This window comes from Ferrigenium kumadai (assembly GCF_018324385.1).
Lineage (GTDB): Bacteria > Pseudomonadota > Gammaproteobacteria > Burkholderiales > Gallionellaceae > Gallionella > Gallionella kumadai.
Genome location: NZ_AP019536.1, coordinates 2,182,203 through 2,193,990 on the forward strand (window position 1 = coordinate 2,182,203; position 11,788 = coordinate 2,193,990).

General features: G+C 62.6%; 10 protein-coding genes and 1 tRNA gene. 8 read left to right on the forward strand and 3 right to left on the reverse strand.

The window, feature by feature from the left end; translation table 11 throughout:
* Nucleotides 1–50: 50 nt before the first annotated feature.
* A complete protein-coding gene (gene dnaE / locus FGKAn22_RS10595; protein WP_212785609.1) occupies nt 51–3,575 on the reverse strand; it encodes a DNA polymerase III subunit alpha in 3,525 nt (1,174 codons plus the stop codon).
* Between the two features lie 112 nt (nt 3,576–3,687).
* Between dnaE and FGKAn22_RS10600 the strand changes: the two genes are divergently transcribed.
* Genes FGKAn22_RS10600 through FGKAn22_RS10615 form a run of 4 tightly spaced genes read left to right on the forward strand, consistent with a single transcriptional unit; the run spans nt 3,688 to nt 8,113 of the window.
* Nucleotides 3,688–4,905, forward strand: coding sequence for an MFS transporter (locus FGKAn22_RS10600; RefSeq protein ID WP_212785610.1), 1,218 nt, complete (start codon nt 3,688–3,690; stop codon nt 4,903–4,905).
* Nucleotides 4,906–4,935: 30 nt separating this feature from the next.
* Nucleotides 4,936–6,645 carry a CHASE2 domain-containing protein gene (locus FGKAn22_RS10605; protein ID WP_212785611.1) on the forward strand — a complete coding sequence of 570 codons (1,710 nt, stop codon included), beginning with the start codon at nt 4,936–4,938 and terminating at the stop codon, nt 6,643–6,645.
* Entirely contained in the window at nt 6,642–7,139 is a 498-nt protein-coding gene (locus FGKAn22_RS10610) for an SH3 domain-containing protein (protein WP_212785612.1), read from the forward strand. The genes FGKAn22_RS10605 and FGKAn22_RS10610 overlap by 4 nt, the downstream gene beginning before the upstream one ends.
* 11 nt (nt 7,140–7,150) lie before the next feature.
* Nucleotides 7,151–8,113, forward strand: a complete 963-nt coding sequence (locus FGKAn22_RS10615; protein ID WP_212785613.1) for a M48 family metalloprotease — start codon at nt 7,151–7,153, stop codon at nt 8,111–8,113.
* 63 nt (nt 8,114–8,176) lie between these two features.
* Here FGKAn22_RS10615 and FGKAn22_RS10620 read toward each other — a convergent pair whose 3' ends face one another.
* Nucleotides 8,177–8,950: a nuclease-related domain-containing protein gene (locus FGKAn22_RS10620; protein WP_212785614.1), complete on the reverse strand. Its 774-nt coding sequence runs from the start codon at nt 8,948–8,950 to the stop codon at nt 8,177–8,179.
* A 128-nt stretch (nt 8,951–9,078) separates the two neighbouring features.
* A tRNA-Gly gene (locus FGKAn22_RS10625) sits at nt 9,079–9,152 on the reverse strand.
* 58 nt (nt 9,153–9,210) lie between these two features.
* Here FGKAn22_RS10625 and thiS point away from each other — a divergent pair.
* The 4 genes from thiS to FGKAn22_RS10645 all read left to right on the forward strand — a co-directional run bounded on the left by thiS (nt 9,211) and on the right by FGKAn22_RS10645 (nt 11,743).
* Complete coding sequence (thiS, locus tag FGKAn22_RS10630; RefSeq protein ID WP_212785615.1) at nt 9,211–9,414, forward strand: sulfur carrier protein ThiS; 204 nt, start codon at nt 9,211–9,213, stop codon at nt 9,412–9,414.
* A 173-nt stretch (nt 9,415–9,587) separates the two neighbouring features.
* A complete protein-coding gene (locus FGKAn22_RS10635; RefSeq protein WP_212785616.1) occupies nt 9,588–10,382 on the forward strand; it encodes a thiazole synthase in 795 nt (264 codons plus the stop codon).
* A gap of 83 nt (nt 10,383–10,465) precedes the next feature.
* Entirely contained in the window at nt 10,466–11,161 is a 696-nt protein-coding gene (gene trmB, locus FGKAn22_RS10640; protein WP_212787213.1) for a tRNA (guanosine(46)-N7)-methyltransferase TrmB, read from the forward strand.
* Nucleotides 11,162–11,218: 57 nt separating this feature from the next.
* Nucleotides 11,219–11,743 (forward strand): hypothetical protein, encoded by a 525-nt coding sequence (locus tag FGKAn22_RS10645; RefSeq protein WP_212785617.1) that lies wholly within the window; start codon nt 11,219–11,221, stop codon nt 11,741–11,743.
* The last annotated feature ends 45 nt before the right edge of the window (nt 11,744–11,788 follow it).

Consider the following 11,788-nt stretch of genomic DNA (forward strand, 5'->3'; position numbering starts at 1 on the left):
GAAAGTGCATAGTCGGCTCGGCGAACAAACTCCAACCCGACATACCACTGTCAGTAGACCACTTTCACGTTCTCCGGCTGTAGCGCCGCGCGCAGGTCGCGCACCAGGTCGTCGTGCAGCGTGACCTGCCAGGCCTCGCCGAGGCGCAGCTGGCAGGTCGCATCCTGGTTGCGGTAGTGGATCAGCACGGGGCATTTGCCCTCGCGATATGGCGTGAAGATTTCCTTCAATCGCGCGATGCCGACCTTGCCGTCGCAGTTCAGCGCCAGATGTTGCGCGAAGTGGGAACGCGCCGAGGCGAAGTCGAATAGTTCTTCGCCGCTGACGCGCATGCCGCCGGAGTATTCGTCCAGCGCCACCTTGCCCTGCACGACCAGCAACTCGTCTTCCTTAATCCACGGACGGCTGCGCTCGTATTCCTCGTTGAACACGGTCACTTCGATCTGCGCACTGCCGTCGTCGAGCATGATCACCGCCATGCGTCCGCGCCGCGTCTGGATGATGCGCTGCCCCGAGACGATGCCGGCGAGCGTCACCGCAACGCCGCGCGGCCTGCCCTGTCCGCCGTTGCCATACCCTCCCCCGCCGGATGACTTACCAACGAACGCAGGCGTGATGTCGCCGAGCTTCACCTTGATGAATTTCGTCAGCTCCTTCTCGTATTCCTGGTACGGATGGCCGCCGAGATAGAAACCGAGGCTGATCTTCTCGTGTGCGAGCTGCTCACGCAGCGTCCAGCGCGGCACCTCGGCATACTGCGCGGCAAGCACCTCGTCTGCCTCGTCGTCGCCGAACAGGCTGTTCTGATTCGCCGCGCGCGCCTGCTGGTCCGCGCTCGCCAGCGCCGCATCCAGCGTCGCCATCAGGCTGGCGCGGTGGTCGTTGACCTTGTCGAACGCGCCGCCCTTGATCAGCGCCTCGATGGTGCGGCGGTTGACCACGCGTTTGTCCACGCGGCGGCAGAAGTCAAACAGGTCCTTGAACGGCCCACGCTCGCGCGCCTGGACGATGTTCTCGATCGCCGCCTCGCCGGTGCCCTTGATCGCGCCGAGGCCGTAGGCGATGGTCTTCTCGTCCACCGGCGCGAAGCGGTAATCCGACGAATTCACATCCGGCAGCAGCATCTTCAGGCCCTGCTGCAACGCATCCTGGTAGAAGAAGCTGACCTTGTCGGTGTTGACCATTTCCGAGGTCATCGTCGAGGCCATGAACGAAGCCGCGTGGTGACACTTCAGGTACGCGGTCTGGTAGGCGACCACCGAATAGGCGGCGGCGTGCGATTTGTTGAAACCGTAGCCCGCGAACTTTTCCATCGTGTCGAAGATTTCGTTCGCCTTCTTCTCGTCGATGTCGTTCTTCGCCGCGCCCGCAACGAAGATGCCGCGCTGCTCGGCCATCTCCTCGGGCTTCTTCTTGCCCATCGCTCGGCGCAGCATGTCCGCACCGCCCAGCGTGTAGCCCGCGACCGCCTGCGCCGACTGCATCACCTGCTCCTGGTACACCATGATGCCGTAGGTGCTGCTCACCACTTTGTCCAGCAGGGGGTGCGGGATGATGACCTTTTCCCTGCCGTGCTTGCGGTTGATGTAGTCGGGGATGAAGTCCATCGGGCCGGGGCGGTATAGCGCGTTCAGCGCGATCAGGTCGTCGATGCAGTCCGGCTGGGCCTTCACCAGCGTGTCCTGCATGCCGCGCGACTCGAACTGGAACACCGCCTTGGTATTGGCGTTCTTGAAGATGCGATCGTAGGTCGCCTTGTCGTCCAACGGAATCCGGTCGATGTCGAACGCCGGCACATCCGTCGCGCCATTCTTCTCGCGCAGCTTGTTGATGTAGCGCACCGCCCAGTCGATGATCGTCAGTGTGCGTAGACCCAAGAAGTCGAACTTCACCAGGCCGACCGCCTCGACATCGTCCTTGTCGTACTGGCTCACCGTGCTTTCGCTGCCTTCGGCGCAATACAGCGGGCAGAAGTCGGAAAGCTTGCCCGGCGCGATCACCACGCCGCCCGCGTGCATGCCGACGTTGCGCGTCATGTCTTCCAGGCTCTCGGCCAGCTCCATCAGCTCGTCCACGCCCTCCTCTTCGGCGATGATCGTACTGATCTCCGGCTCCATCTCGCGCGCCTTGGCGAGCGACACCGGCTTCGGCCCGTCCAGCGGAATCAGCTTGGACAGCCGGTCGCACAGGCCGTAGGGAAAGTCCAGCACGCGCCCGACGTCGCGGATCACACCCTTGGACGCCATCGTGCCGAAGGTGGCGATCTGCGACACGCAGTGCGCGCCGTATTTGTCCTTCACGTAGTTGATGACGAGTTCGCGACCGTCCTGGCAAAAGTCCACGTCGAAGTCGGGCATGGACACGCGCTCGGGATTCAGGAAGCGCTCGAACAGCAGCTCATAGCGCAGCGGGTCAAGGTCGGTGATCAGCAGGCAATAGGCCACCAGCGAGCCCGCGCCGGAGCCGCGCCCCGGGCCGACCGGCACGCCGTTGGGGAACGCCTTCGAGCGGTAGGCCTTGGCCCAGCGGATGAAGTCCGCCACGATCAGGAAGTAGCCCGGGAAGCCCATCTGGATGATGGTCTCGGTCTCGAACTTCAGTCGCGCCATGTATTCAGGCAGCTTCGCGGCGCGCACCGCCTCGTCCGGGTAGAGCGCGGCCATGCGCTGCATCAGCCCGCGCTCGGCCTCGCCGCGCAGGAAGTCGTCGAGGCTCTCGCCGTTCGGCGTCGGGAAATCCGGCAGGCGCGGCTTGCCCAATACAAGAGTCAGGTTGCAGCGGCGCGCGATCTCGACGCTGTTCTGCAAAGCCTCGGGCAGGTCGGCGAACAGCTCCGCCATCTCGGCCTGGGTCTTGAAATACTGCTGCTCGGTGAAGGCTTTCGCGCGACGCTTGTCGTTGAGCACGTAGCCTTCGGCGATGCACACGCGCGCCTCATGCGCCTTGAAGTCCTCCGCCTTGAGGAACTGCACGGGATGCGTGGCGACCACCGGCAACGCCAGTTCGGCGGCGAGCCGCGTGGCGCCGTGGATGTGCAGCTCCTCATCGGCAAAGCCGCAGCGCTGCACCTCGATGTAGTAACGGTTGGCGAACAGCGCGGCCCATTCCTGCGCATACTGCCTGGCCTGCGCCGCATTGCCGGTCAGCAGCGACGAACCGACATCGCCCAGATGCGCGCCGGACAGCGCGATCAGCCCGCCCGTTCCCTCGTGGAACCACTCGCGCCGCACCTCGGCGCGGCCGCGATACTGGTTCTCCAGGTAGGCGCGCGACAACAAGTCGCACAACAGCAGGTAGCCCTCGCGCGACTGGCACAGCAACAGCAGGCGGTGAGGACGGTCGCGGTCGGTATCGTTGGTGACGAACACGTCGCAACCGAGCACCGGCTTCACCCCCGATCCGCGCGCCGACTTGTAGAACTTGATCAGCCCGAACACGTTGTTCAGGTCGGTCAGCGCCAGCGCGGGCATGGAATCGCCCTTCGCGGCGGAGACCGCCTCGTCCACGCGCAGCATGCCATCGGAGATGGAGTATTCGCTGTGCAGTCGGAGATGGACGAAGGATGGTTGCGGCATGATCAAAGCTTGTAATTTCGAGGGGCGATTCTAGCACCGTCGGCGACGCAAAAATTTCTTGCCGGCGATTCAAAACGTTAGAATCCGGCTTTGAGTCTTTTATCCCGGACACATGCAGACCGCCCTCACGCCCCAACGCGAAAAATACCTGCTGCTCACCCTCGCAGGCATCCAGTTCACCCACGTGATCGACTTCATGATCATGATGCCGCTCGGGCCAATCCTGATCGCGGAGCTCGGCATCACCACGCACGAGTTCGGCCTGCTGGTCGCCTCCTATAGTTTCAGCGCGGCGCTGTCCGGCCTGCTCACCGCCATCTTCGTCGACCGCTTCGAGCGCAAGGGCATGCTGCTGACCATGTTCGCCCTGTTCGGCATCGCGACGCTGGCCTGCGCCTTAGCACCCGGCTACGCCACGCTGCTCGCCGCACGCGGGCTGGCCGGCGCGTTCGGCGGCGTGATGGGCGCGATGACGCACACCATCATCGGCGACGTGATTCCGTTCGAGCGCCGTGCTAGGGCGGGCGGCATGGTGTCGGCGGCGTTCTCGGTCGCCACGGTCGCGGGCGTGCCGCTGTCGCTGTGGCTGGCGAACCACTTCCAGTGGCGCGCGCCCTTCGTCTTCATCGCCGTGCTGGTGGTGCTGTTCATCGTCGTCGGCCTGCGCGTGCTGCCGGAGCTGCGCCGCCATCTCGATGCCGAGAAACAGGCGCACCCGTTCGCCCCGATGTTCGCCGTGCTTGGCGATGCCAATCATCTGCGCGCGCTGCTGTTCTCGGCGCTGATCATCTTCTCCGGTTTCACCGTGATCCCCTACATCACGGTGTATGCGGTCCACAATGTCGGCATCTCGCAGCACGACATTCCCTACATCTACCTGATCGGCGGCGCCGCAACACTCGTCACCGCGCGCCTGATCGGCCACTGGGCGGACGTGCGCGGCAAGGTGAGGGTCTACCGCCTCGTCGCCCTCGCGGCGATGCTGCCATTGCTGGTGGTGACGCACGTCGGCACGTCGCCGCTGTGGCTTTGGCTGATCTTCACCACCGCATTCTTCGTACTGGTGTCGGGCCGCATGATCCCGGCGATGGCGATCATCACCTCGTCGGCGCAACCCAAGCTACGCGGAACCTTCATGTCGCTCAACGCCACCACGCAGGCGCTCGCGATGGGGCTGGCGACCACGCTCGCGGGCTACATCATCTCGCAGGACGCGAACGGGCATATCGCCGACTACGGCATGGTGGGCTATGTGGCCGTGACCGCGAACCTGCTCGCGATCTGGTTCGTCTCGCGCATCTCGATGCACGAGCAGCGTCCACCGGCATAGAATGACGGCCCGCACCTCAGGGAGCAACCCATGACCTGGAAACTCTTCATCAGCCGCATCCTGAAGGCGCGCGAACAGCTCGCCGAAAAGCTCGCGCAACTGTGGAAGCACAGCTTCTACCTCTATCTGGCCGGGCTGTTCAGCGTGCTTGCGATACTCGACGCGACCGTGCTGCACAAGACCGCCGAGATGCGCCAGGCCGCGTTCGACACCATGGTGCGCTACCGCCTCATCGTGCCCAAGCCCGATCCCGACATCGTCATCGTGGATATCGACGAGGCCAGTCTTGCGGCGATGTCCAAGGATTACGGCCGCTGGCCGTGGCCGCGCCAGGTGCTGGGCGAGTTCCTCGAAAACATCGAGAAGCAGCAGCCGAAGGCGGTGGTGTTCGACATCCTGTTCAGCGATGCGGACGTGTACAACCCGGACAGCGACGCCTATTTCGATGCGGCCATCGCTCAGACTTCCAACACCTATTTCCCCATGCTGCGGCTCGACCCGTCCGCCGACGCGCTGAGCCAAATCAAGCCCTCCATGATCCCCGGCGTGACGCCGCTGCCGGAGGCGCAACCCGACGACAAGGCGGCCGTCGCGGTGGTGCTGCCGCACTTCCAGTCCGCGCTGGCCGGTGGCCGCCTCGGGCTGCACAACATCTACCCGGACAGCGACGGCGTCGCGCGCCGCTACAACGTCTATCGCGAGGATTACGGCTGGGCTCTGCCGTCACTGCCGTCGCGCCTCGCGCAGGACATGGGCTGGGCGAAGCCGGACGCGCAGCAGGTGCTGCTCAACTGGCGTGGCAAGCCCTTCACCTACCGCCACGTCAACTTCAGCGACGTGTTCGCCGACATGGGGAGCAAGGAGAAGAAGCGCCCGCAGGACGAGTTCAAGGGCAAGATCGTCATCATCGGCTCGACCGCACCCAGCCTGTTCGACATCAAGGCGACGCCGATGGACCGCATGTTCCCCGGCGTGGAGATCCTCGCCACCGCCATCGACAATTTCAAGCACGGCGACGCGCTGCGCTACCCCGAGGGGCGCGTGCTGTACCTGCTGATCACGCTGGCCATCGTGTGGCTGACGGCATGGGGCTTCTACCGCAACGCGGGACGCGACAAGATCGACCGGCTGTTCGGTCTGTCGCAGTTCATCCTGATCGGCATCACCTACGCCAGCATCAATCTCACCACCACCTACGTCAACCTCACCGGCCCGGTGACGGTGGGCCTCGCCTTCTTCACCGTCGCGCGCCTGTATGCGATGGCGACGGGCAAGGCGCTGGAGCAGAACATGGTGCGTGCGGCGGCGGCGCGCAGCGGCGAGCTGCAGGCCACGCTGCTGCTGGTCCGTCTCGACAGCGAGCGCAACGTGCTTCGCGCAGCGACGGTGGAGAAGATACGCCACGCGCTGGAGAAGACCGGTGCCGCAGCCAAGAGCGTGGAAGTGCTCACCGGCGACCAGAAGGGACTGTGGGACCTGTTCGAAAACACGCTGGCAATCTCATGGGTCGCCCCCGCCGACGATGCCGAAGCACAGGACGCAATCCGGCGCGACGCCGAAGCGGTGCTGGCTGCATTGCCGACCGTATTGCAGCGCCATCTCGTCCAGCCGGATAATGCCGCGAACCACTTCATCCATCAGGGACGCATCGCGGGCGGTGCAGAGGCTGCAGCAGGCTGGCGCGTGATGTTCGCCGAAGCGCTGCTGGAATGGGACAGACAGGAGAAGGAACCGACATGAAGATCACCAAATTGGGTTTGACGCTGGGCGCGCTGCTGCTGAGCGGTGCGCTGCATGCCGCCGAGAGCGGCACCGCGCTCAAGAACGACGACATCAAGGCCGAGCCGTTCCGCGACGCGAAGACCGTGGCGACGCTGGCGACCGGCGACAAGGTGGACATCCTCAAGAAAGACGGCGGCTGGTTCCAGGTGAAGAGCGCCAAGGGCCAGGGCTGGGTGCGCATGCTGAGCATCCGCAAGGGCGACGTGCGCAAGGGCGGCAGCGACGCCTCCGGCCTGCTCGGGCTGGCCTCGGGCCGCGCCGGCACCGGCAAGGTGGTGGCGACCACCGGCATCCGCGGACTGAACGAGGAAGAGCTGAAGGCCGCCAAGTTCAATGAGGAAGAGCTGAAGCGCGCCGAGTCCTACGCCACCGGCAAGAGCGCGGCGGCGAAGTTCGCCGCACAGGGCCAGCTCGCCGCGCGCCCGTTCGACTACCTGCCCGCGCCGAAATGAGGAGGACTGCCATGAACAAAAATAGTGCAATTCAAAGCTTCTCCCCCTTCGCTACGCGAGCTACTCAGGGCGAACAGTTCGGATACCAACTCAACGAACTCCCGTTCGTCCTGAGTAGCGCGGTTTCTCGCGCGTATCGAAGGATAACGGGAGTTCAACTGTCGATCGTACTAGCGCTGGCCCTGATCTCCGGCAGCGCGTGGGCCGCGAACCCGTTCGAGCAGGAACTGTTCAAGGCGCTCAAGCAGGGCGTGCAGGAAAAAGTGACGGGCAAGTCCGCCGTTTCGGTCGAAGAGGAGACCGCCATCGGGCGCCAGATCGCCGGCAACCTGCTCGGCGCGGCCCCGCTGGTCAAGGACGCCAAGCTGCAGAAGTACGTCAACAACGTCGGCCGCTGGGTCGCCGACCAGAGCGAGCGCCCGGATCTCATCTGGCACTTCGGCGTGATCGAGTCGAACGACGTCAACGCCTTCGCCGCGCCCGGCGGCTACATCTTCGTCACCAAGGGCCTGTACAAGCTACTGCAGAGCGAGGCCGAACTGGCCGGCGTGCTCGCGCACGAAGTCGGCCATGTCATCCGCCAGCACCACCTGAAGATATTGCAGCAGAGCAAGCTGATCGACCTCGGCAGCCAGGCGATCGCGAAGAACGTCAGCGGCGGCAGCGACCGCGTGCAGAACCTGATCGGCAGCGGCGCGGAGATCGTATCGCGCTCACTCGACAAGGACGCCGAGTTCGAGGCCGACCGCATCGCCGTCGTGCTCGCCACGCGCGCCGGCTACGATTCCTTCGGCCTGCCCGCCGTACTGCAGCAGATCGGCCATTTCGCCAAGGACGACGGCGACGTCGCGCTGCTGTTCAAGACCCACCCGCATCCCGACGACCGCCTGGCGAAACTGGGCACCGCGATGGACGACCGCTTCGACGGGGTGAAGGGGAAGACGCTAGAGAAGAGGCTGTACCGGATCAAGTAGCCAGTGGGCTTAACGTTCAAATGAGGGGCAGCCCGCTTCTGGGTTCCCCACTCGAATGCAGGTTTAGACAACGTTTTGGATGGTGCGACACTTCGGAAACGCGGAGCACCCCCAAAATTTACTACCTGCCTTATCGCCGCTCTTCACTGTACGCTGAACCATCTCAGCTCCGCACTTGGGACATGACCTTGGAGCATCGGGATCCAAGCGATGCCGAACATTTTCCACATGCTCACGATTTGTCGCGAGCGATGGAGCCAATCGGCCGTTGCTGATCGCCGAACACACGGCTTCAACTTGGGCGGCAGAAAGAATGGGGCTTGTCTTTGACTTGATGTAGGAGATGTATCTGCCAGCGTAGGCCACATTCTGTGGCATTTTTGTTTTGAATTCGCTGCCACCTACGAAGACAATGACAGAGTGAAATGTTTCAAAAGGAAGACTGGTCAAGGATTCAAGCGCCTTGATGTGCTTAAAGTTCTGGCGAAGTGGATTTTGAAACTTGTTAGTAGTTTTGAAGAGTTTCTGTGTCCACATGGCTTGATTTTCATCTCCGAATATCCAGCCACTATAGTTTTTTGTTTCAACAACGAATACGCCAAATCGTGATACGAATACGTGATCGATTTGCGTCGTTCCGTCCGGTGTTTTTAGCGTTACGTTATGTATCGCTCGGTACTCATTAGGGGCGAGCAGGAACCTTGCAGATAGCCGGACAAGCAACTCGCCAAAGAACCCTTTGAACCAAGGAGTTTTGGCGATACCCGTCGCAATAAGCAGCGGTAGTAGCCACCACAGTTGATCTAAGAGAGGTTTCAGTACGGAAGTAAGGTGCATGTGAAGTTACCTAACGTAAAGGAGACGGCAAAAACGCCGTAACGGCGACCGTACCCGAGCTTTGCCTCGAAAACAATATGCCGAAAGGCCTAGATATTCAGGAAAGATACCGCGAACGCGGCGAGGAATGGAGCGGGTGAACGGGATCGAACCGTCGTATGCAGCTTGGGAAGCTGCCGTTCTACCATTGAACTACACCCGCTTGGTGTAAAATGCGGGCGCATTCTAACACGGCCATCGGCAATTCAGAGAGTCCCAAAGTGATAACGGTCAGCATCAACGGCGCGTCGCGCCAATTCCCCCGAGCCATCAGCATCGCAGAACTCATCGAGGAGATGGGGTTGACGGGCAAGCGCATCGCGCTGGAGCGCAACGGCGAGATCGTGCCGCGCAGCACCTTCGCGGCGCAGCAGATCGCGGACGGGGACAGGATGGAGATCGTGGTGGCGGTGGGCGGTGGCTGACCGGATGTTGCAAAACTACTGCGGAGACCATCTGCCATGTTGCGCGGTGCTCGCTTCCTCGCCTACCCACAAGGTATGTCTCGATCGCTGTGCTCCGTGCGCCTCGCAGCTGGCCTCCTCGCTACGTTTTTCAACACCCTGTCCAAAGATTTAACGATTCAGGAAATTTAGACATGAACGACAAACTCATCATCGCGGGCAAGAGCTACAACTCGCGCCTCTTGGTCGGCACCGGCAAGTACAAGGACTTCGCCGAGACGCGCGCGGCACTGGATGCGAGCGGGGCGGAGATCGTGACGGTGGCGATCCGCCGCACCAACCTCGGCCAGAACGCCAACGAGCCCAACCTGCTCGACGCGGTGCCGATGTCGAAGTTCACTTACCTGCCGAACACCGCCGGCTGCTACACCGCCGACGATGCGGTGCGCACGCTGCGCCTCGCGCGCGAACTGCTCGACGGCCACTCGCTGGTCAAGCTGGAGGTGCTGGGCGACCCGCAGTCGCTGTACCCCAACGTGATCGAGACCATCGCCGCGGCGAAGACGCTGGTGGCCGATGGCTTCCAGGTGATGGTGTACACCTCGGACGATCCCATCGTCGCGAAGCAGCTGGAAGACATCGGCTGCGCGGCGATCATGCCGCTGGCCTCGCTGATCGGTTCGGGCATGGGCATCCTGAACCCGTGGAACCTGCAACTCATCATGGAGCGCGTGCAGGTGCCGGTGATCGTGGACGCGGGCGTGGGCACCGCATCCGACGCGGCCATCGCGATGGAGTTGGGCTGCCACGGCGTGCTGATGAACACCGCCATCGCCGCGGCTCAAAATCCGGTGCTGATGGCATCCGCGATGAAGAAGGGCGTGGAAGCCGGACGCGAGGCCTATCTGGCCGGACGCATGCCGAAGAAGCTGTACAGCGCCAGCCCGAGCTCGCCGACGGCGGGCATCATCGGCTCGGTGCGCAACTAAACACATCCGTAGGGGTACGATTCATCGCGCCCTTGTTGTTCGAATAGTTCAAGGGCGCGATGAATCGCGCCCCTACAATCCACATGACCGACACCACCGACCTCCGCAACCGCCACATCCGCAGCTTCGTGCTGCGCCAGGGGCATCTCTCGCCCGCGCAACAGCGCGCCGTGGACACGCTGCTGCCGCGCTACGGCATCCCTTACGAGAACAAGCCGCTGAACCTCGACCAGGCCTTCGGGCGCAGCGCGCCGAAGATACTGGAGATCGGCTTCGGCATGGGCGACAGCACCGCGACCATCGCGCAGGCGCATCCGGAAAACGATTACCTCTGTCTGGAAGTGCATACGCCGGGCGTGGGCAACCTGCTGAAACTGATCGACGCGCAGCAGATATCCAACATCCGCATCATCCAGCACGACGCGGTCGAAGTGCTGCGCGACATGATCGCCGACGGCACGCTGGACGGTGTGCACATCTTCTTCCCCGACCCCTGGCACAAGGCGCGCCACAACAAGCGCCGCCTGATCCAGTCGCCGTTCATCGCGAAGCTGGTGCAGAAAATCAAACCCGGTGGCTACATCCACGCCGCGACCGACTGGCAGGACTACGCCGAGCAGATATTGCGCGTGTTCAGCGAGGAGCCGCTGTTGGAGAACACTGCAGCGGACTATGCACCGCGCCCCGAATACCGCCCGCTCACCAAGTTCGAACAGCGCGGTTTGCGCCTCGGACATGGGGTGTGGGACCTGGTGTTTCTGCGGCATTCACCCGATTAACATTTTCGCTTCCGGCCACTAGAGTGGCATCGTCTACATAGACAAAAGGAGGCAAAAATGAAACCCAGCGTTTTGTTTACGTGTTCCTTGTTATTCATCTCCACTTCCACCCTGGCAGCACCCGACCCGAATCGCTGCATCCCCGACAGTATGCACTTGAAGGCGTCCGAACGCGGTGCCTACATCAACTCCTGCATGGCACTGGTCAGCGCCCCAGCCAATGTCAAAGAGGAGTTTGAACGAAACAAGCTTCGTTTCTGCCAGCAGAATGTGAAGAACATGAAGCTGCGGGGGGACACAAAATCCAGTTACCTCAACACCTGCATGAACTCGAACGAAGCGGAATCTGCCGCAAACGAGGTTGCCACGAAACAGGCGGCTGCCAAAGAGTCCGCGGCGACAAAACAGGCCGCCCTCCCAGCCGGCAAGTGCACCTGCCCAACTGCCGAGCAAGCCATGAGTTCAGCCCAGAAGCCGGCCATGCACAAGAAAAGGATGAATGTTGCGTGCAAAAAGCCGAACGGAAAAAAAGCAAGGCATGAGGCGCGTACACAGCCCGCGAGCAGTAGCAGCAAGGCCTAGCTTTTTCAAAGAGAAAGCGCCGCGACCGCCAGCTTCAGCAGGTTG

Bases quoted from the DNA above. Each gene is read 5' to 3' on its own strand.
- dnaE (WP_212785609.1), bottom strand. From the start codon at position 3,575: ATGCCGCAACCATCCTTCGTCCATCTCCGACTGCACAGCGAATACTCC.
- FGKAn22_RS10600 (WP_212785610.1), top strand. From the start codon at position 3,688: ATGCAGACCGCCCTCACGCCCCAACGCGAAAAATACCTGCTGCTCACC.
- FGKAn22_RS10605 (WP_212785611.1), top strand. From the start codon at position 4,936: ATGACCTGGAAACTCTTCATCAGCCGCATCCTGAAGGCGCGCGAACAG.
- FGKAn22_RS10610 (WP_212785612.1), top strand. From the start codon at position 6,642: ATGAAGATCACCAAATTGGGTTTGACGCTGGGCGCGCTGCTGCTGAGC.
- FGKAn22_RS10615 (WP_212785613.1), top strand. From the start codon at position 7,151: ATGAACAAAAATAGTGCAATTCAAAGCTTCTCCCCCTTCGCTACGCGA.
- FGKAn22_RS10620 (WP_212785614.1), bottom strand. From the start codon at position 8,950: ATGCACCTTACTTCCGTACTGAAACCTCTCTTAGATCAACTGTGGTGG.
- FGKAn22_RS10635 (WP_212785616.1), top strand. From the start codon at position 9,588: ATGAACGACAAACTCATCATCGCGGGCAAGAGCTACAACTCGCGCCTC.
- trmB (WP_212787213.1), top strand. From the start codon at position 10,466: ATGACCGACACCACCGACCTCCGCAACCGCCACATCCGCAGCTTCGTG.
- FGKAn22_RS10645 (WP_212785617.1), top strand. From the start codon at position 11,219: ATGAAACCCAGCGTTTTGTTTACGTGTTCCTTGTTATTCATCTCCACT.